Source organism: Proteus mirabilis HI4320 (assembly GCF_000069965.1).
Taxonomy (GTDB): domain Bacteria; phylum Pseudomonadota; class Gammaproteobacteria; order Enterobacterales; family Enterobacteriaceae; genus Proteus; species Proteus mirabilis.
Map to the genome: position 1 here is coordinate 1,406,467 of NC_010554.1, position 21,869 is coordinate 1,428,335.

17 protein-coding genes and 1 pseudogene are annotated in these 21,869 nt (G+C 39.3%); 8 read left to right on the top strand and 10 right to left on the bottom strand.

Annotation, left to right across the window (positions count from 1 at the left end):
* Nucleotides 1-12: 12 nt before the first annotated feature.
* From PMI_RS06415 to topA, 5 genes are all read right to left on the bottom strand, one after another.
* The gene (locus PMI_RS06415) at nt 13-798 is read right to left on the bottom strand and encodes a DUF4123 domain-containing protein (RefSeq protein WP_004251087.1); all 786 of its coding nucleotides are present in this window, start codon (nt 796-798) and stop codon (nt 13-15) included.
* Entirely contained in the window at nt 798-2,771 is a 1,974-nt protein-coding gene (locus tag PMI_RS06420; RefSeq protein ID WP_004248123.1) for a type VI secretion system Vgr family protein, read from the bottom strand. The genes PMI_RS06415 and PMI_RS06420 overlap by 1 nt, the downstream gene beginning before the upstream one ends.
* Before the next feature lie 33 nt (nt 2,772-2,804).
* Nucleotides 2,805-3,077 carry a PAAR domain-containing protein gene (locus PMI_RS06425; protein WP_086935851.1) on the bottom strand — a complete coding sequence of 91 codons (273 nt, stop codon included), beginning with the start codon at nt 3,075-3,077 and terminating at the stop codon, nt 2,805-2,807.
* Between the two features lie 909 nt (nt 3,078-3,986).
* On the bottom strand, nt 3,987-4,511 hold the full coding sequence (sodC, locus tag PMI_RS06430) for a superoxide dismutase family protein (RefSeq protein ID WP_004243045.1): 525 nt from the start codon (nt 4,509-4,511) through the stop codon (nt 3,987-3,989).
* A gap of 173 nt (nt 4,512-4,684) precedes the next feature.
* A complete protein-coding gene (gene topA / locus PMI_RS06435) occupies nt 4,685-7,282 on the bottom strand; it encodes a type I DNA topoisomerase (protein ID WP_004243046.1) in 2,598 nt (865 codons plus the stop codon).
* 305 nt (nt 7,283-7,587) lie between these two features.
* On the opposite strand from topA, the gene PMI_RS06440 reads away from it, so the two are divergent.
* Entirely contained in the window at nt 7,588-7,836 is a 249-nt protein-coding gene (locus PMI_RS06440) for a YciN family protein (RefSeq protein WP_036896103.1), read from the top strand.
* 332 nt (nt 7,837-8,168) lie between these two features.
* Here PMI_RS06440 and sohB read toward each other — a convergent pair whose 3' ends face one another.
* Entirely contained in the window at nt 8,169-9,215 is a 1,047-nt protein-coding gene (gene sohB / locus PMI_RS06445) for a protease SohB (RefSeq protein WP_004243049.1), read from the bottom strand.
* Between the two features lie 213 nt (nt 9,216-9,428).
* On the opposite strand from sohB, the gene PMI_RS06450 reads away from it, so the two are divergent.
* A complete protein-coding gene (locus tag PMI_RS06450) occupies nt 9,429-10,190 on the top strand; it encodes a YciK family oxidoreductase (protein WP_026090429.1) in 762 nt (253 codons plus the stop codon).
* Nucleotides 10,191-10,213: 23 nt separating this feature from the next.
* Nucleotides 10,214-10,804 (top strand): cob(I)yrinic acid a,c-diamide adenosyltransferase, encoded by a 591-nt coding sequence (gene cobO / locus PMI_RS06455; protein WP_004243052.1) that lies wholly within the window; start codon nt 10,214-10,216, stop codon nt 10,802-10,804.
* Nucleotides 10,805-10,856: 52 nt separating this feature from the next.
* Here the strand turns inward: cobO and PMI_RS06460 are convergent, their stop codons facing one another.
* From PMI_RS06460 to rnm, 4 genes are all read right to left on the bottom strand, one after another.
* Nucleotides 10,857-11,768, bottom strand: coding sequence for a hypothetical protein (locus PMI_RS06460; protein WP_223878685.1), 912 nt, complete (start codon nt 11,766-11,768; stop codon nt 10,857-10,859).
* Nucleotides 11,769-12,001: 233 nt separating this feature from the next.
* Nucleotides 12,002-12,928 (bottom strand): 23S rRNA pseudouridine(2605) synthase RluB, encoded by a 927-nt coding sequence (rluB, locus tag PMI_RS06465; protein WP_004243055.1) that lies wholly within the window; start codon nt 12,926-12,928, stop codon nt 12,002-12,004.
* A gap of 366 nt (nt 12,929-13,294) precedes the next feature.
* Entirely contained in the window at nt 13,295-13,915 is a 621-nt protein-coding gene (locus PMI_RS06470) for an L-threonylcarbamoyladenylate synthase (RefSeq protein WP_004243057.1), read from the bottom strand.
* A gap of 24 nt (nt 13,916-13,939) precedes the next feature.
* Complete coding sequence (gene rnm, locus PMI_RS06475) at nt 13,940-14,800, bottom strand: RNase RNM (RefSeq protein ID WP_004243058.1); 861 nt, start codon at nt 14,798-14,800, stop codon at nt 13,940-13,942.
* A 318-nt stretch (nt 14,801-15,118) separates the two neighbouring features.
* Between rnm and PMI_RS06480 the strand changes: the two genes are divergently transcribed.
* The 5 genes and pseudogenes from PMI_RS06480 to trpA all read left to right on the top strand — a co-directional run bounded on the left by PMI_RS06480 (nt 15,119) and on the right by trpA (nt 21,684).
* Nucleotides 15,119-16,696 carry an anthranilate synthase component 1 gene (locus tag PMI_RS06480; RefSeq protein ID WP_012367968.1) on the top strand — a complete coding sequence of 526 codons (1,578 nt, stop codon included), beginning with the start codon at nt 15,119-15,121 and terminating at the stop codon, nt 16,694-16,696.
* A pseudogene (gene trpD, locus PMI_RS19635) lies at nt 16,696-18,289 on the top strand (bifunctional anthranilate synthase glutamate amidotransferase component TrpG/anthranilate phosphoribosyltransferase TrpD). The gene PMI_RS06480 and the pseudogene trpD overlap by 1 nt, the downstream one beginning before the upstream one ends.
* A gap of 5 nt (nt 18,290-18,294) precedes the next feature.
* The gene (gene trpCF / locus PMI_RS06495; RefSeq protein WP_012367970.1) at nt 18,295-19,668 is read left to right on the top strand and encodes a bifunctional indole-3-glycerol-phosphate synthase TrpC/phosphoribosylanthranilate isomerase TrpF; all 1,374 of its coding nucleotides are present in this window, start codon (nt 18,295-18,297) and stop codon (nt 19,666-19,668) included.
* Nucleotides 19,669-19,684: 16 nt separating this feature from the next.
* Nucleotides 19,685-20,875, top strand: a complete 1,191-nt coding sequence (trpB, locus tag PMI_RS06500; protein ID WP_004243066.1) for a tryptophan synthase subunit beta — start codon at nt 19,685-19,687, stop codon at nt 20,873-20,875.
* On the top strand, nt 20,875-21,684 hold the full coding sequence (gene trpA / locus PMI_RS06505; protein WP_004243068.1) for a tryptophan synthase subunit alpha: 810 nt from the start codon (nt 20,875-20,877) through the stop codon (nt 21,682-21,684). Before trpB ends, trpA begins: the two co-directional genes overlap by 1 nt.
* Nucleotides 21,685-21,869: the final 185 nt, after the last annotated feature.

Here is a 21,869-nt window from a genome sequence, read left to right on the forward strand (position 1 = left end):
TTGTCATCCTTGTTATATAGTCATATCAGGTAATAGATTATTTTTATTTAGATAGCGTAAAAATAAATCATCATACAGATAGGCGGTATCTAATCTATTTTTCTGACATTCGTCCATCCAATCGCGGATAAACCCTATTAAACGACCGTCAACTTCATCTAACTGATAAGCTAATTCACTCTGTTTTTCCCAAAACTGAATATAGAAGTTATTAATTACATTAACATAAGCCTGTTCAGAATCACGCCAAGCTGTAATTAGATGCTCTCTTAATTCATAATCTACGGGGCTAATAAAGGGATCTGCATATTGAGGTCGCGTATAGTTTTCATTAACCTCATCACCTTCAATCAAGCAGTCATCAACAGGCATCATTAAGACAGCCCAATCGCCAAGTGATAATTTTGGTAATAGCGTACGCGCTATACGCGCATCAAAAAAACGAAAGATAACTTTTTTATCATTCATTATCACTAGTTGATGCTTTTGCCAATGAGTGATTTGGGTACGCCAATCGAGTTGGCTATGATAAGCCCATCCCCAGCTATTATCACCTAATGGCATAGTATCTAATACTTGGCCCAAATGTGAGTATTGCGAGGGTTTTACTTTTACCAACCATGGACTGACACTCGATAAGTGTGATAATGCCGTTCCACGATATATAGGGAATGCCTCTTCAATCCAATCATTAATATAAAATTGTTTAATCGGATTTGGTTGCGATAACGTGTTAATTAAAAAATACACATCACTTTGAATGGTATTTGTTAACCATGAAGTCCATGTCAGTGACATTATTCATCCTCATTTGGTTTTATAATTATTCCCCCTGAGTGCTGTGCTGCTACTGCACAGTATTTTTTTACAGGATACGGAGATAACTCTAAAGGAGGGACGCCTTGCGGTAGCTCCAAATCGATAGAAGTCCCACTTCCTGCACTACCACCACCGACGACCAAATTATTCGAAGTAAATATCATATTGGGAGTGATCCGTATAAAACTCTCTCCCACTTTAAGGGTGATTTCTGTCCCCGCATCAAGCACAATTTTACCGCCACTCACAAAATAAGTTTGCAGAGTGCTTTCATGCACCGCATTTCCATTTACTTTCGTCTTTTCATCACCTTCAATATGTAATGATACATTTCCAGTGATATGATTTTTTTGTGAGCCTTTTAAAATAAAGTGATCATTACCTGCGATTTCGGTAAATTGATCATTATTAATCCGTTTTTTTGCATCATGCTGAATATGGAAATGTGCGTTATGTTCAATATGAGCATTCATATCGTGTTGTGCATGAAGATAGATTTCTTCTCGGCCTGCTTTATCATCAAAGCGTAACTCGTTAAACCCTTCTCCTTTATGCGTTTTTGTTTTAAACGTAGTACGCGTCATCTCATAAGGTAGGTTTAGTGGCGGAGTATTGCGTCCATTATATGTACAGCCTGAAATTATAGGTCTATCTATATCTCCATTTAGATAACTGATAAGCACTTCTTGTCCAATCCTAGGTATTGCCATAAAGCCATAACCGTTACCATTCCATCCCTGCGCTACCCGAACCCAACATGAGCTTCCTAATTCTGGTTCTCGCATGCGATCCCAATGAAAATAAACTTGTACAGCCCCTTCTTCATTGGTATAGATTTCTTCACCTTCAGGGCCAACTACTGTGGCTAATTCATCGCCATCAGCTGTTGGTTTATGAATAAAAGGCGGGCGCCAATTTAAATTATCAGGAATAAAGGTTAAATTATTCGATAATGTTGTTCCTTGCCCTTCCCTATTATCAGCTAAGGGTTGAGTGCCGTGATGAGTAATAGCAATGACTTGCCAACGGCGATTCATATTTGAGCATGGGTGAGAAGATAACGAAAAAATTTTTCCTGGCATCAAAGCAAAACAATTAGTTAATGCATTGCCGACGCAACGTTGTTGTTGTATCTCTTCCATTCGAATTTTGGTATAACGATCTGCATCATCTTGCGTCTGAAAACGCCCATAACTTTCATAAAATGGATGCTGATTATGTATTTCCCCTTCTATTTTACTTTCAAGGGGATAAGAAGGACGTTTAGAATTATAATCTTTGTAAAGAATTTTATCTGAAAGCAGTGACTCTCTATAACGCCAATGATATGCAGTATGATCTCTAGTATCTGTTTCATATTGTGGGTTGTAAATTAAGTCAATATCTGCCGTCATACCTAAGTGAGAATCGCTGTAAAACATCCGTGGCTCAATTCCTGCATCTTCAAACCAAAAGCTTATTCCCTCTTCTGCAGCTAAACGGCAAAAAAACTGATAATCTGATTCACGCTTTTGTGTTATATAATCACGCTTAGGATAAGCATCCTCAGCATAGAGTTTGCAATCCGCTTTAATATGAGACTCAAATAATAATTGCTGAAGTAAGTCAGGCACCGTTATTTGTCGAAAAATTCGACTGTTTTGCCCTAAAGACATAACCCAAATTTCAGGTCGAATAATAAAGTGATACCACGTTTGATTACCATCTGTATTTTGTTGCTCCGCACTAGCTAATAGCCCACGTACAGTACGAATAGGTTTACCATTGCGCGTAACCGTTAAGGAACAAGCAAACCCCAACATATCATCAAAACAGATAGACGGTAATGAACTTACCGCAGTTAAAGAAAGTGTAAATAACTCAGATAAATGCTCAGTCAGTTGAAATTCTGTCACAGTGAATGTTTCTTCAGGAATTCCTTTAAATTGACAGGTAAAAACTAATCCATCCATGACTATTTCTCCTTGCGAATAATAAGAAAAAATTTAACAAGTAACTCTATTCTTTCCATAAGAGCAGCCACATTGGACAATAGAGCCTTCTACAGCAATTTTTTGTCCATCCAGTATCATTCCTTGCTCTCCAGTCACTATCGTGCCTTCTTCATTGCATACTGGACAACGTGTTGTTTTATCTCCAAGCCTCAATATGCTAATCCCTTCATTGGTGACCGTTAATATGCTAGCAAGACAAGTCGCTCCGGTGGTCGTTTTGTCATTATGTAATCCAATTTTTTTCCCAAGGACTGTGGCTCTCATCATTGTTTCCTTACATATATGAAGCTATAAAGATCGCTACGCAGTATCAAAAATAACAAATTAAACTAAACGATTACACTAAAAACACTTCGTCCGTTATATCCGCTACCTTAGCCAATGCGTACAATAAGACTTGAATAAAGGATAATAAAAGCTTATTAATAAACTGTAAACAGCTCCCATATTTAGCATCTCTCTAGCATAAGTCACTTTGCGTAAAATGATTAAAATATCACTATATCATGCTGTGAAAATAATCATAAAAAGTATTTGTTAGTATAAAATATGAATAATAAATAAACAAATTACTCATAACCCAGTAAATACTGGGTACAGTAAAATATATTTTGTTTCCAATATGGAAAGCTCAAAAAATAGTTCATAATGCATTGATTTTTAACAGTTAAAAATTAATCACATTCAATTTCATTACCTTGCCACTTTAAATAGCTCAATTTTATCAATATATTTAGCTAATAAGCTTGGTTTAATTAAAATATAATTCTAAATAAGCCGTTTATTTTATTTAGCCTATATAATATGTCTGTTTTTTAATCTTCTTTTGGGCTTTTTATATTCATTTTATGAATAATGATAAAATTCGGATTGCATAAATAAGGAGAAACGAAATAAATAAAGATTCATATTATGTTAGATATATTATTTTTTATAAATAATTAATCAAATAAGTAATAGTAGAAAATGACGGGGAAAATAGAAAAAGAAAAAATGATATGGTTAACACCCAAAAAATACATAAGAAAAACCGCTTAAAGCAGTCGTTTTTTAATCAATATTAAATGTGATTTCATCACATTGCGATGGGATAAAACTATGCACTATTTTAGTGAGTATAACCATTAACCCAAAAGCCATCATCAGATAGCTTTTGGATTATAAATAAATGAATTATTTAATCACACCACATGCCATTCTAGCACCACCACCGCCAAGCGCTTCTGGGTTATCTGAGTAGTTATCTCCCCCAACGTGAACCATTAAGGCTTTATCTTTAATTTGATCAAGCTTAGTCAGTCTAGGAGCAAGAACGGCATAATCAGCGTCACCTTTACTATTGGCAACCAAACCAGGTAGATCACCTAAATGCCCTTCTTTGTTATAAGGCCCTAAGTGAACACCTTTATTTTCAGGATCAAGATGACCACCCGCTTTTAATGCTGGAACAGGTTTTCCATCTTTCATATCTGGCTCACAAGAGCCATTAGCATGGATATGAAAACCATGAACACCCGGTGTTAACCCAGTAAGTTTTGGCGTAAATAACAGCCCATAATCGGTTTCGGTAATAGTGACAACACCAATATCATCACCCGCCCCTGTAGGTAAGGCTTCTTTTAACGTAACATCTAAGCTCGCCGCACTGGCAACCGATGTAAAGAGTAGTCCAGAGAGTAACAAAGGTATCAGTTTCATAGTATCTTCCTCTTATTATTTATGCTCAGCATAAAGTCGTCGATATCAACAAATAGAGACTCACCATTAATACTGTTTCAATGTACGTTAATTAGCATATCGTCTTAATGCAAAAAAAGCGACTTATGTCAGTAAGTCGCTTTTTTATCTTAAAATATCAATAACTATCGATATTATTTACTTTTTTCAACCCATTTGCCATCAATATAAAAGGCTGACCAACCTGTTGCTTTCCCCTCTTTTTCAGAAGAGACATATTGCTGTTTAGTTTTACGACTAAAACGTACTATGGTTGGATTCCCTTCTGGATCGGTTACAGGTGCTTGTGCTAAGTAGCGCATTTTTTCCGATAATCTATCTTTAAAACGTACTAACTCAGCCACTTTCGGTGCACGGGTTTCCCTTGATTTAGGGAACGTATTGGCCGCAAGGAAAATACCCGCCGCGCCATCACGTAACACAAAGTAAGCATCCGATTTTTCACAAGGCAATTCAGGTAGTGGAACCGGATCTTCTTTTGGTGGTGCAATTTCACCACTCTTTAAGATCTTACGTGTATTTTTACACTCTTCATTGGTGCAACCCATGTACTTGCCAAAACGCCCCATTTTTAGATGCATTTCAGCGCCACATTTATCACACTCAATCACTGGGCCTTCATAACCTTTTAAGCGGAATTCACCTTCTTCAACTTCATAACCATCACATGCAGGATTATTACCACAAACATGTAATTTACGATGAGTATCAATAAGATAACTGTCCATTGCCGTACCGCATTTCGGACAACGACGACGGGCACGTAATGCATTAGTTTCCGCATCATCTCCTTCCAAGATATTAAGTAATTCATCTTCAGGAATAAGATTTATCGTTTGTTTACAACGCTCTTTTGGTGGTAAAGCATAGCCCGAGCACCCTAAGAATACCCCTGTCGTCGCTGTTCTAATTCCCATATGACGAGAACAAGTAGGACATTCAATAGAAGTAATAACCATAGGGTTAGGTCGCATTCCTCCTTCTTCTGGATCTTTTTCAGCGACTTCTAGTTGCTGACTAAAATCTGTGAAGAATGCATCTAATACCGCTTTCCAGTTTTCTTGGTTGTTGGCAACATGGTCGAGATGATCTTCCATTTGAGCCGTGAAATCGTAGTTCATCAAATCACTAAAGTTTTCTTCTAAGCGATCGGTAACAATCTCACCCATTTTTTCTGCATAGAAACGACGGTTTTCAACTTTGACATAACCTCTATCTTGAATGGTAGAGATAATTGAAGCATAAGTTGAAGGTCGACCAATACCTCGTTTTTCTAGCTCTTTAACTAATGTCGCTTCACTAAAACGCGCTGGTGGCTTAGTAAAGTGTTGCGTTGGCGATAACTCAGCTAACGCTAATTGCGCCCCTACATCAACCGCTGGTAATGTTTTATCTTCATCTTTACTGCGCATTGCTGGCATGACTTTTGTCCAACCCGCAAAACGTAATGTGCGACCTTTAGCGCGTAGTTTATAATCCCCTGATACAACCGTAAGTGTGGTTGAGTCATATTTTGCCGGTGTCATTTGACAGGCGACAAATTGATCCCAAATCAGTTGATATAAACGCTTCGCGTCGCTATCCATATCTTTTAAAGATTCAGCCGTCACATTGATATCAGAAGGACGAATAGCTTCGTGCGCTTCTTGTGAGTTCTCTTTACTTGAATAAACATTCGGCTCTTTAGGCAGATATTTTGCACCAAATTTATCGTGAATATAATCACGTGCCATTTGGATTGCATCCTGACTCAGGTTGGTAGAGTCAGTACGCATATAGGTGATATAACCTGCTTCATAAAGACGTTGAGCCAACATCATGGTCTTTTTCACCCCAAAGCTTAAGCGAGTACTTGCCGCTTGTTGCAATGTAGAGGTGATCAAAGGGGCACTTGGTTTACTGGATGTTGGTCTATCTTCACGGTTTTTAACGATGAAAGTGGCATTCTGTAACGCCTTAACCGCCACCTGAGTTTCCTCAGAGGAGACTGGTTTAAAGGCGTTATCTTGATAGTGCGTCACTTCCATACGCAAGGGTTGTTCATCGGGTGTCAGCAGTGAAGCGTGTAATTGCCAATACTCTTCTGGCACAAATGCTTTAATTTCACGTTCACGCTCGACGAGTAGGCGTACCGCAACTGACTGTACACGCCCCGCAGATAAACCACGCGCCACTTTTTTCCATAACAGCGGAGAAACCATATAGCCAACTACACGATCCATAAAACGACGTGCTTGTTGCGCGTTAACACGGTCAATATTCAGCTCACCCGGTGTTTGGAATGCTTGTGTAATGGCATTTTTCGTAATTTCATTAAACACGACACGACTAAATCTATCATCTTCACCGCCGATCACTTCGCGTAAATGCCACGCGATAGCTTCTCCTTCGCGGTCAAGGTCCGTTGCGAGATAGATATGATCTGCTTTTTCAGCCAATGCTTTTAGTTCAGCGACTACCTTCTCTTTACCCGGCAGAATTTGGTAGTTTGCATGCCAACCATTATAAGGATCGACACCCATACGGCTGACTAAGGCTGATTTCTCATCCTTTTTAACCTTTTTCACGCCTTTCGTGGCGGATGAGTTTTCGCTCTTCTGGCTGCCAGAACCACTTTTTGGCAAATCACGAATGTGACCCACGCTAGATTTTACTACGTAGTCATTGCCAAGATATTTATTGATTGTTTTGGCTTTAGCCGGGGACTCCACGATAACAAGAGCTTTACCCATAATTACCTTTACCTAATTAAACTTTGTCATGACGGTATTGTTTAATACCCTCAGCTCAGAAAACTTTTGAAATCTCTTTTTATATTGCGTTAGTTTTGCAATATATCAACCTGTTTTTATTCAAAGCTTTTGTTTAAACGCAAAACACGCTACTTTTTTTGAGGTATTTTAATCACCTCATCACTGATTCAGGTCTAAAACATAGCGATGTCTATGTATATAGAGTAGCTAAGCTTTTAAAAATGCCACACTCTACCTGATAAAAAGCGAGGCGCAACAAATTATTTTTCTAAGGAGCATAAATGATGTCGACACAAACTACACCTATTTCCGCAGAGATGCTACTTGAAAAAGCGAATAAAATCATACGTGAACATGAAGACTATTTACAAGGTATGTACGCAGATTCTGTTGAACAAAAAGGCAATGTACTGGTATTTAAAGGCGAATTTTTTTTAGATGAGCAGGGTTTACCCACGGCTAAAAGTACCGCTGCATTCAATATGTTTAAACATTTAGCACATGTGTTATCTGAAAAATACCATCTAGCGTGATGATGTTTGCTGACTATTTTGGCACTTATTGCCAAGAAATCGGTTATTAACTATCAATATAAGATATAGAGAAGATTTTCAGAGCCTATCAATTCAATATGTAATATCAATTATATTTATTTTCTCTTTATCGCTATATTGAGTCTTCCTAGAAAGAGGAAATATTGCCCGATTGTTGTTAAAAATTATCAATTATTTTTATGCCAGTGTGTACCTCACTGGCTTTTTTTATTCGAAAAACGCTGAATAAATAATAAAAAAATAGCGATACTCAGCTTACATCTAACTGCTGAATATCGCTAGTTTGATAGCAACTCGTTATTTGATAATGCTTATAACAGTGGGTTTTTACCCCTTTGTAGCCAACGCATCATTAATTTATCCACGCTTTCCATTGCGCCACCAGTAACTCGTTCTACCATTTTTTTCTTCAGGATATATTGAACGGATAATACTTCAAAATCATTAATACGACTAATGAGCCAATCATCGCTGACCCCCACTTCATCAATCAGCCCTTTATCTACAGCATCCGTTCCATACCAATACTCGCCAGTTGCAACACTATCGATATCTAATTCAGGGCGATATTTATGTACGAAAGACTTAAATAGCAGATGAGTTTCATTGAGATCTTGTTTAAATTTCTCACGACCTTCATCCGTATTTTCCCCTAATAGGGTTAGCGTGCGTTTATATTCACCGGCAGTATGTAACTCAACATCAATGTCATTTTTCTTTAATAAACGATGAATATTGGGTATTTGAGCGACCACACCGATAGAGCCGATAATCGCAAAAGGTGCCGCAACAATTTTATCAGCGACACAGGCCATCATATAACCCCCACTGGCGGCGACTTTATCGACCACTGCAGTTAATTTGATCCCTTTATCTTTTAAACGAGTTAACTGGGCTGCTGCTAGGCCATAACCGTGAACCATACCGCCAGGACTTTCAAGACGAAGCAGTACTTCATCACCCGCTTGTGCCACAGAGAGGATAGCGCTTATCTCTTCACGTAATGCACCAACTTCATGGGCATCCATGCTACCTTTAAAATCAATAACATATAAACAAGGTTTAACAACGCCTTTGCGCCCTTCTTTAGCATTGTTTTTACTCAGTTTTTGCTCTTTCTTTTGTTGTTTTTTAAACGCTTTATGCCACACTTTTAATTCAGCCTCATCCATTTTGGCTTGTTGCATAACACGTTGTTTATCGTGGTAAGACTCAGCAAGATCAGTCACCTTTAATGTGCCTTTTCGATGTTGCTTTTTACTACCGATAACCACAAAAAACGAAACAATAGCAATAATAGCGACTACAACAGTCGCAATCTCAGCTAAAAACAGTCCATATTGTAAAATATACTCCACAAAGGCCTCTTTTAAGGTTAATAAAACACAGTGAAATCATAGCACCTAGTTTAACGAAATTTTACGCTGATGCCAGTAACAAAGGCGCCATTCTGGCAGTTATTATCTGTATCACTAGCCGTTAATCACTTTAAAAATGAGTCGCTAAACTGGTTCTTAAGCACATAAGACGTTACACTTTATTTATTTTTCAATAAACAGGATATTAATATGTTGCAATATCAACCCGATCATACTGTATTAAGAGATAAAATAATTCTAGTAACGGGGGCTGGTGATGGCATAGGTAAAGAAGCTGCTCTCACATATGCTCGCTATGGTGCGACATTAATCTTGTTAGGACGTACCTTATCTAAGCTTGAAGATGTACAAAATGAGATTATCACTTCAGGCGGGCAACAACCGATGCTTTACCCTTTAGATCTACTCACCGCGAGCGAGAACGATTATCAGGAATTTGCTGATACTATCGTAAAACGTTTTCCTCATTTGGACGGTGTATTACAAAATGCCGGCCTACTCGGTGTCGTTGAGCCGATAATTAACCAACCAAGTACACTTTGGCATGATGTGATGCAAGTCAACGTTAATGCAACCTTTATGTTGACTAAAGCCTTAATCCCCCTAATGCTTAAGGCACCTCATGCAAGCCTTATTTTGACAACCTCCAGTGTAGGTCGCCAAGGCCGTTATGGTTGGGGGGCTTATTCTGTCTCTAAATTTGCCACAGAAGGCTTAATGCAAGTGTTACATGAAGAATATAAAGACAGTAGCTTGCGTATTAACTGCATCAATCCGGGTGGAACACGCACCAGTATGCGAGCAAGTGCCTTCCCCGATGAAAATGCACAAAAACTTAAAACGCCAAAAGATCTAATGCCGTTATATCTCTATCTAATGAGTGATGACAGCATTGAAGTGAGTGGTCAATCTTTAGATGCACAACCCGATCGTAAAGCCGGACCTGCTGAATAACTTGAGAATATAAGGTTTATCCTATGAGTGATGCACAACACCAACAGCGCCAACAACGTTTGAAAGAAAAAGTTGATGCCCGAATTGCGCAGGCGCAACGCGAACAAGGCATTTTGATGATTTTTACTGGTAATGGTAAAGGGAAAACCACCGCTGCCATGGGAACCGCTACACGTGCGGTTGGTCATCATAAAAAAGTCGGTGTTGTGCAATTTATTAAAGGGACATGGGAAAATGGAGAACGTAATCTTTTAGAACAAGCCGGCGTTCCCTTCTATGTTATGGAAACCGGTTTTACATGGGAAACTCAAGATAAAGCTGCCGATACACAAGCCTGTTTAAATACTTGGCAATATGCACTGCAATTACTCAATTCACCTGACTATGATTTAGTTGTGTTAGATGAACTTACTTATATGATCAGTTTTCATTATCTACCACTTGAAGATGTGGTTGCGGCTATTACTTCTCGTCCTGATCATCAAAGTGTTATTATTACAGGACGAGGCTGTCATAGACAATTAATAGAATTAGCAGACACCGTTACGGAAATGCGTCCTATTAAGCATGCGTTTGACAGTGGTATCAAAGCACAAAAAGGAATTGATTGGTAAAATAAACGCGTATAATAAACTCGTATTATGTGTTCAGATTGCCGTAATATATTTATATCAATACAGGTTCACCTAATATACCTGCACCAAATATTCTTCCGGTCTCTTTTATTAATTGAAAGTAGGCTTCTTTATCATCCAGTATATCATTTTGTATTTGTTGGCTATAAATCCATGCCATAGACATGATATGCAGATGATAAATATTATAAAGCTCTTGTTTCTTATCAGGATCACGAGACGCTAAATACGAGTAAACTATTTCATAAATAGTATTGGCTTCTTGTACTAATTCTTTATTATTAAAATTTATTTCACTCAGTGTAGGATTAAAATCCTCAGTACGTGTATCTTTTTCATTTATCCAACTAAACTGTTCTTTCTTAGCTTGTTTGGTTAATAAATCGTGATTGTTATCGAAATGAATACCATAAGGATATTTGGCTAAAAATGTTTGAAACTCCTCTTGAGAGAAGCATTTAGTCAATACATTGCCTACCCCAGAATTCTTCCAATCTGGTAAATAAGGAGGAATAGGCTCATTTAATGGAATGTCACAACGAAAGATATTGTTGTCGATAAACACAGCATCTGTGCTATTAATAGCACCATGTATTAATTGTCCATTGATCCAAACAGAGCGCGTATCTAAATAAAAGTGTTCTTTATTTTCTTCTGAAGTAAACACGGAAGTAAAGCTATAGTATATTTCCTGAGAGGGATTAATAATCCCCCCATTATTTCCAGGGTAAACCATAAATACTTTCTTTTCACCTGAGTTTGATTCTAATATATGCTCTCCATTGGTTAATGTTATTTTTTTTACCTCACCTTTATTAATCGAAAAATGATTAGTATCAATTTTAAATTGTAACGGCACATTGTTATTGTTACTGATATAAAAAATGCCTGTTTGTGTTGTCGATGTTGTTGCCTCATCACAGCCTAAACTAAGAAAGTTCATACACAACACTGTTGTTAAATAAATATAACGATGCATATTATCGCGTATACCTTATCGTAATAAATACAAATAAAATATTAATATGATAGAAACAGCTTATCATCGTATTAATATAAGCATCATAGTTTTATTTATTATAAAAATAAAGCTATCAAAAAAAGAAGTCTGCTAAAAATTAGCAGACTTCTGTATCTAACTGAAAATTTAATTTGAATTTATCAATAATTATTCGTTTATTTGCTTTTACTTCCCGCTGATTGGCGGCGGCTTGAGGCACGCTTAGCCGGTGAAGTTGAAGTACGCGCAGAAATTTTGGTATGACGTTTCACCGCCCGACGAATTTGATTTGCTTTAATTCGACGCTGATCTTTTTCGACAGCCACTTTGGTTACTGTCTCATCGTTTAGTTCCACCAGCTGGCGTAAATAGTTAATTTGATTTAAGCCTAGCTCAACCCATCCGCCACGTGGAAGTCCTTTAGGCAAATCAATATCACCATAACGAACACGAATAAGGCGACTAACCTGCACACCTACCGCTTCCCACATACGACGGACTTCTCGATTGCGTCCTTCCGTTAGCGATACATTGTACCATTGGTTAATGCCTTCACCACCGCGATAAGAAACCGAACGGAATGATGCCGGCCCATCTTCTAATTGTACCCCACGAGTCAATTGACGAATTTTTGCATCATCAATTTCACCAAAAACACGTACCGCATATTCACGCTCAACTTCACGACTTGGGTGCATTAAGCGATTGGCTAACTCACCATCAGTGGTAAAGAGTAATAAACCACTGGTGTTAACATCAAGACGACCAACGGCTATCCAACGCGCACTATTTAAACGCGGAAGACGTTGGAATACGGTCGGTCTGCCCTGTGGATCACTACGTGTACATAGCTCACCTTCTGGCTTGTAATAAGCTAACACTCGACAAACATCTTTTTGTGCTTCGCGAATACTTAATATACGACCATCTAAACGGATTTTGGCTGTAGAATTGGCATCAATACGATCGCCTAATTTTGCCTTCACGCCATCAATACTGATACGGCCTTCTTGAAGATAGCCTTCAATCTCACGTCGAGAACCATGACCAGAACGAGCAAGAATTTTTTGTAATTTTTCAGTACGTTGCGATTTATCGCTCATGAAACAACCTCATGTGTCGCCTTCACAGGCGTCATAAAATAAATTAGTTTTTAAATCAATCAGGTAAAAAATAACCCATGTTTATTAAACTGTTTAACAAACACAGGTCTATTGATTCAGGGATAAGCCATGCCAAAGTGACAATAAAATGAGCATGACAAATAAAATCGTGTCGATAAAATAGCACCTAAGGCTTCCATCGTTACTATGCCGTTTACTTCAAAAACAGCTTTCTTGATGTCACTAACCACAAGATGCGCCCAATGGCTTTATCGCAGTGCGTAAATTTAACACAAGCAATAAATCTCTTCACCTTTTATCTCACTATAATAAGTCCCCTATGATGCATTTACCAAATTTAAAAGGTTATTGAAAAGGCGTAATATCGCCCATTCCTTCACGGACAATAACGGGGCTATCTTCTGTTAAATCAATCACCGTGGTTGGCTTTTGCCCCAAGTAACCGCCGTGGATCACTAAATCAACCTGTTTACCCAATAAGTCATTAATCTCTTCCGGATCTGACTCTGCAAAATCATTACCCGGTAATATTAAGCTGGTAGACATTAATGGCTCACCGATATTTTCTAATAATGCCAGCGCAATAGGATTAGAAGGTACACGTAAACCAATTGTTTTACGTTTATCATTCATTAAACGCTTAGGTACATCTTTGGTGGCTTTTAAAATAAAGGTGTAGTTACCAGGCGTATTATTTTTAATTAAACGGAAAACAACATTATCAACATAGGCATAAGTGGCAATTTCTGATAAATCTCGACACATTAGAGTGAAATTATGATGTTTATCGAGTTGGCGAATTCGACAAATACGCGTCATCGCATCTTTATTATCCAAACAACAACCTATCGCATAGCCTGAATCTGTTGGATAAATTACCACTCCGCCTTTGCGTAAAACATCCGCACTTTGTTCAATTAAACGAGCCTGCGGATTATCAGGGTGAATGTAAAAAAGTTGGCTCATATATCCCTCAACGACTTTTTGATGTTATCCCTGCCATAATGTCCATACAGGTTCAACATTAGCGGGTAACCATAAATTACGTCCTAGCTCTATCCACGAGCAAGGGCGATGAAAATCAGAACCTAACGAAGCTTTAAGATCATAAGCTTGTGCTAAAGCTGCGTGTTGTTCTCGCTCTTGTGGTGGTTGTTGGCATTGTGCCACTTCTATAGCATCACCACCTTGTTGTTTAAAATAAAGCACTAATCGCTTTAACCATTTAGAGGATAGACCATAGCGACCAGGATGTGCCAATACCGCAACTCCACCCGCTTGATGAATAGCCGTGACAGCGTCACCAATTGAGCACCATTGTGGCGGTACATAACCTGTTTTTCCTTTTGCTAAATAGCGTTTAAATACTTTATTGACCGATGCCACATGCCCTTCATTAACCAAAAAACGCGCAAAGTGTCCTCGTGTCACTTGCCCGCCTTTCGCTAGGGCACTTGCCCCTTCCCATGCTCCAGCAATACCCGCTTTAGCTAAACGTTCGCCGATCATTTTAGCGCGAGTTTCACGGCATTGACTCTGTTTTGCTAGGCATGTCGTCATGGCTTGATGTTCGATATCAATCTGTAATCCAACAATATGGATTTCTATATTCTCCCACAAAGTCGATATCTCGACACCTGATATCAAAGTTAAAGGTAAACTTTTTTCTGCAATATAATTTTTGGCAGGTTGGATAGCAGCAGTAGTATCGTGATCGGTTATCGCTAATACCGTAATTTGTTTTTCAATGGCTCTATCGATTAATTCATCAGGTGAGAGCTCGCCATCTGATGCAGTAGTATGGCTATGCAGATCATAAATCACGCGTAAATCAGATAGCAATTCAGTCATTCCTTCTCCCTGTTTATCCTCAGTGATACAACGAATTTTTAAGAGTATGCCATAAAGTACTTGACGAACCTAATATAATCCAGTTTACTAGTACACAACATGAGCTAGTCTATTAAATATAAACTTATCATCCGCTGTAAGGAGATCTTATGAATATCAATCAACGTCTTATTGCTCTGTGGTGGCGCAAAACTCTTTTATGGGCGGTTTGATCTCCTGCTTAGCATCAGTGATATCTAAAACCCGCCTACCGCGGGTTTTTTTATATGCCAATTTTGTGCTTATCAGCACCAGAAAAAAGAAAATAGAGCGATAATAATGAACACTTCACTTGCATTCCCATTAACAACTAAGGTAACGGCATTGCCTTATCACAGCGAGCCGGCGTTACTTTTCAATACGTTGTGTGAACATCGTCATCACACCTTATTGTTAGAATCCGCACAAATTGATACCAAAGCCAATTTAAAAAGTTTGTTAATCGTTGATAGTGCATTACGTATTAGTGCAAACAAAAATCAAGTGACTGTCGATGCGTTAAGTCTCAACGGCCAACATATCTTAGCGTTATTAAAAAACGCACTAAAAGAAAAAAGCACACTCTCCGTAGAGCGAGCGGAACAATGTGTATTTACTTTTGCATCATCATCTTTCCCTCAAGATGAAGAGAGCAAGTTAAAAGCGGCTAGCGTATTTGATGTTTTACGTTTTTTCCTAGCAAATAGCGCTGCAAAAGAAGCCAATGCTATTTTTGTGGGAGGGTTATTTGCCTATGATTTAGTGAACGGATTTGAATCCTTACCTGATTTAGAAGCGGTTTTTTCTTGCCCTGACTACTGTTTTTATTTAGCTGAACAGTTAATTGTGATCGACCATCAACATCATCATAGCCAATTAATTTCCGTTGCCTTTACGGATAATCCACAAGAGTGTCAGCGTCTTGATACCCGTCAGGCACAATTAGTTGCACTCGCACAGCAACCTTTAAAACAACCACAACGTCAACCATTAACACCTCAGCAAGCGGTTGTAAGTAGCAATATGAATGACGAAGAGTATGGTGCTATTGTTGAAGCGATGAAAACCTATATTCGTCGTGGCGATATTTTCCAAGTTGTTCCATCACGTCGTTTTCAAATTAACTGCCCTTCACCACTGGCTGCCTATCAAGTTTTGAAACAAAAAAACCCCAGTCCCTATTTGTTTTATATGCAAGATGCGTTATTTACCGTTTTTGGTGCGTCACCTGAAAGTGCGTTGAAATATCAAGCAAGTGATCGCCAAATTGAAATTTATCCTATCGCAGGTACACGCCCAAGAGGTCGCAATGCCGACGGCTCAATCAATGCTGATTTAGATAGCCGCATTGAGCTTGAAATGCGCACAGATACCAAAGAGTTATCAGAACACCTTATGTTGGTTGATTTAGCACGCAACGATTTAGCGCGTATCTGCCAAGCTGGAAGCCGTTATGTCGCCGAATTAACCAAAGTAGATCGCTACGCTTTTGTTATGCACTTAGTATCAAGAGTGGTAGGAACATTACGTCATGACTTAGATATTTTTCATGCCTATCAAGCCTGTATGAATATGGGGACACTCTCAGGAGCACCGAAGGTCAGTGCTATGCAACTGATTGCACAATATGAAAAAACCAAACGAGGCAGTTATGGCGGTGCAATTGGCTACTTTACTGGTAACGGTGATTTTGATACTTGCATAGTTATTCGTTCTGCTTATGTAGAAAAAGATATTGCAACTATTCAAGTGGGCGCTGGTATTGTGCTCGATTCTGATCCCAAAATGGAGGCAGAAGAAACTCGCAATAAATCACAAGCGGTTATCAATGCCATTTTACAGGCGCATGCTGAAACGCATATGCAGGAGGCTTGCTAATGGCGACGCTCTTACTACTCGATAATATCGACTCTTTTACTTATAACTTAGTCGACCTTTTACGCAGTCAACATCATCAAGTGATCATCTATCGCAATGATGTCAGTGCTTCTTTTATCGAAAAACAATTAAACCTGTTAGATAACCCTATTCTTATGTTGTCTCCCGGCCCTGGTACACCATCACAAGCGGGTTGTATGCCTGAGCTACTTAATCGCATGTTAGGTAAATTGCCTATTATTGGTATCTGTTTAGGGCATCAAGCCATTATTGAAGCTTATGGCGGTAAAGTCTCTTCTTGTGGGGAAATTTTACACGGTAAAGCTACGCTCGCCACCCATGATGGGCAGGCGATGTTTGAACATCTGCCAAATCCTCTGCCCGTCGCTCGTTATCATTCACTCTCTGGCGAAATTGTACCTGAGCAACTTATCGTCAATGCGTGGTGTGATAACACCGTGATGGCCGTGCGCCATCGCCAACATCGAACTTGTGGTTTTCAGTTTCATCCAGAATCAATTTTAACCACTAAAGGCGCACAACTTTTACAACAAACCATTGCATGGGCACAAGCACCAAGAGGAGACGCATAATATGGATACTATCTTCAATAAATTATTTGCAGGACAACAATTAAGCTTAGAAGAGAGCCAAACACTGTTTAGTGCGATTATTCGTGGTGAATTAACAGAATCACAGTTAGCAGCGGTATTGATTAGTATGAAAATGCGTGGTGAGCACCCTCAAGAGATTGCCGGAGCGGCTCGTGCCCTATTGGATAATGCATCTCCTTTTCCACGCCCAGATTATCTGTTTTGCGATATTGTGGGTACTGGCGGCGATGGAGCCAATAGCATCAATATTTCAACAGCCAGTGCGTTTGTCGCGGCAGAAATTGGTCTAAAAGTGGCTAAACATGGTAATCGTAGCGTGTCTAGTCGCTCAGGATCATCAGATTTATTAGCGGCATTTGGTATTCCGCTAGATAAAAGTGCCAACGATGCCCGCCAATTGTTAGATGAAATTGGACTATGCTTTTTATTTGCGCCGCTTTATCACAGTGGTTTTCGCTTTGCCGCCCCTGTGCGCCAACAGCTAAGAACACGCACGCTCTTTAATGTGTTAGGCCCATTAATTAATCCAGCGCGTCCGCCTTTAGCATTAATTGGTGTTTATAGTCCTGAATTATTAATGCCTATTGCAGATACCTTAAATGTCTTGGGCTACAAACGTGCGGCAGTGGTCCATAGTGGTGGAATGGATGAAGTGTCATTACATGCTCCCACACAAGTGGCTGAATTACACAATGGGGAAATCACTCGTTATCAATTAACCCCAAGTGATTTTGGTCTGCGTCCTTGTGCGATAAGTGATCTTGAAGGCGGTACACCTGAGGTTAATCGCCAATTATTGGCTAATTTACTGCAAGGACAAGGTAAACGCGCACACACTGAATCCGTCGCTGCCAATGTCGCCTTATTAATGCGTTTACACGGACAAGAAGATTTGAAAGCTAATACCGAAGTTGCTATGCACGCAATCTATAGCGGTAAAACCATTAATCGAGTTAATGCGCTAGCCGCAAGAGGATAAAAATAATGACTGTATTAAATGCCATTGTTAAAGATAAAGCCGAATATTTAGTTGCACGTAAAGCACAGCAACCTTTATCAACCTTTATAGATAAGATTGCGCCATCGACACGCTCATTTTATCAAGCATTAACGCAATCACACCCAGTGTTTATTTTAGAGTGTAAAAAAGCATCGCCCTCAAAAGGGATTATTCGCTCTGATTTTGATCCCGTTGCCATTGCGAAAATTTATCAACCCTATGCAGCCGCTATTTCGGTACTGACTGATGAAAAATATTTTCAAGGCAGTTTTGATTATTTACGTCAAGTGAGTGATGCCGTTCATCAACCTGTTTTATGTAAAGATTTTATTATCGATGAATACCAAATTTATTTAGCTCGTTTTTACCAAGCTGATGCCATTTTATTAATGCTTTCTGTTCTTAATGATGAACAGTACCGTGCGCTTAGTGCCGTTGCTCACCAATTAAACATGGGAGTATTAACAGAAGTGAGCACCGAAGAAGAGCGTCAGCGAGCCATTGAGCTTAAAGCAAAAGTGATCGGGATTAATAATCGTAATTTACGTGATCTCTCTATTGATTTATCCCGTACCGAACAACTTAGCCAAGGTTTACCGCAAGAGGCTATTGTTATCAGCGAATCTGGAATTCATACCCATCAACAAGTTAAAACACTAAGTCAATATGCTAATGGCTTTTTAGTGGGTAGTGCCTTGATGTCACAAGAGAATATTGCCCAAGCGGTAAGAGCACTTATTTTGGGAAAGCATAAAGTGTGCGGCTTAACCCGTACACAAGATGTTAAAGCGGCCTATCAAGCGGGTGCCTATTATGGAGGATTAATTTTTGCTGAGAAATCACCACGAAGAGTGACACTGTCACAAGCACAATTATTGGTAACACAAGCGCCATTAGCTTTTGTGGGCGTTTTTCAAAACCAATCTATTGAGCTTATTTGTGACTATGCTAAACAACTTAATTTATCTGCGGTTCAGTTACATGGCGCTGAAGATGCACAATTTATAGCCCAACTAAGGGAAAAAATCGCCCCACAATGTGAAATTTGGCAAGCGCTTAATATGGCTTATCACCATGATATTCAGCACATTGCGCAAGTTAACAAATATGTATTAGATAATGGTACAGGTGGCACAGGCAACACCTTTGATTGGCAAACTATTCCGCCTACTTTACGCCATAAAGCATTACTTGCAGGTGGCCTAAACAGTGATAACTGTTTAGATGCTCTAAACACCGGTTGCTTAGGACTTGATTTTAATTCAGGGGTGGAATCTTCAGCAGGTATCAAAGATCCACAACGTCTATCGCAAGTCTTTACACAATTACAACAAAGCAAATTTTCACAAAATTTCTGACAAGGACAACATCACAATGAGAAAACTTAATCCCTACTTTGGTGAGTTTGGTGGTCAATATGTACCAGAAATATTGATCCCTGCATTAGATCAACTTGAACAAGCCTTTATTGACGCACAAAACGATCCGTCATTTCAGCAAGAGTTTCAAGATCTACTCAAAAATTATGCAGGTAGACCAACGGCACTGACACTCTGTCGCAATTTGACCCAAGGTACTCGTACCCGTTTATATCTAAAACGTGAAGATTTATTGCATGGCGGTGCTCATAAAACAAACCAAGTATTAGGCCAAGCACTGCTAGCAAAACGGATGGGAAAAACAGAAATTATTGCAGAAACGGGCGCTGGGCAACATGGTGTTGCCACTGCGTTAGCTTGTGCCCTGTTAAATATGAAGTGCCGTATTTATATGGGGGCAAAAGATGTTGAACGTCAATCACCCAATGTATTTCGTATGCGTTTAATGGGTGCCGAAGTTATTCCGGTGCATAGTGGTTCATCAACATTAAAAGATGCGTGTAATGAAGCGTTACGTGACTGGTCTGGTTGCTACGAGCGTGCTCACTACTTATTAGGCACTGCGGCAGGCCCGCATCCTTATCCCACTATTGTTCGCGAATTCCAGCGCATGATTGGGGATGAAGCTAAAGCGCAAATTTTAGCCCGTGAAGGTCGTCTCCCTGATGCCGTTATCGCCTGTATTGGCGGTGGCTCTAACGCCATTGGCTTATTCGCCTCATTTATACCAGAAACCTCAGTACAATTAATTGGTGTTGAGCCGGCAGGAAAAGGGATCGAAACAGGAGAGCACGGAGCACCATTAAAACATGGCAAGTTAGGCATTTATTTCGGTATGAAATCACCGATTATGCAAACCGAAGAAGGCCAAATTGAAGAGTCCTATTCTATTTCTGCAGGATTAGATTTCCCATCCGTAGGCCCGCAACATGCGCATTTAAACAGCATTGGCCGTGCAGATTATGTTTCTGTAACAGATGATGAAGCCATTGAGGCTTTTAAAACGCTATCACGCCGTGAAGGGATCATCCCCGCATTAGAATCGTCACATGCTCTGGCCTATGCGTTGAAACTGATTGCCCAAAATCCAGATAAAGAACAACTCTTAATTGTCAATTTATCCGGACGAGGTGACAAAGATATTTTTACTGTTAACGATATTTTAGCTGCACGAGGAGAAATTTAATGAGCCGTTATCAATTATGCTTTGAAGCATTAGCACAAAAACAACAAGGCGCGTTTGTTCCCTTTGTCACTTTAGGTGATCCCGATGCTGAACTGTCGTTAAAAATTATTGACGCATTAATTGAAGGGGGTGCAGATGCGTTAGAGATAGGCATTCCATTTTCTGATCCACTGGCTGATGGCCCTACTATTCAAGGGGCAAACTTACGGGCATTAAATGCTAATGTCACCCCAACCCTCTGTTTTGAGTTATTAAGCCAGATCCGCCAAAAACACCCCACTATTCCGATTGGACTATTGGTGTATGCAAATCTTGTTTTTAGCAATGGCGTTGATAATTTTTACCATAAATGCCAACAAGCGGGTGTTGATTCAGTACTGATTGGTGATGTTCCCTTGCGTGAAGCAAAACAATTTCGAGAAGCGGCATTAAGCGCGAATATTGCCCCGATTTTTATTTGCCCGCCCAATGCAGATGATGAGTTATTACAAGAGTTAGCCACCAGCGCAGAGGGATATACTTATCTATTATCAAGAGCCGGTGTTACGGGGACAGATAAACGAGCAGAACAGTCACTCACTCATTTAACCAGTAAACTTAAAGCTTATAATGCACCACCTGCATTACAAGGTTTTGGTATTTCTGAGCCACAACAAGTTTCACAGGCCATTAGTAATGGTGCATTTGGCGCTATCTCAGGATCAGCCGTTGTACAAATTATTGAAAATAACCTACATCAACCTGATGTGATGTTAAAAATGTTGACGCAGTTTGTGCAACAAATGAAAGCCGCAACAATAAGCGTTTAAGTCTAAAATTATTATCGCCGTCTGCTTAGAGAAAACTTTTTCCTAAGCAGATTTTTCCTAATTTAATCATTAACAATCGACCATCACTTCCCCATCAGCCTCTATTCATAGCGCGAGTAATGCTTGATTCGCCTAAACAAGCATAAAACTATTTTTGCTCAGTCAGTTGGCAATCTGTCATTTCT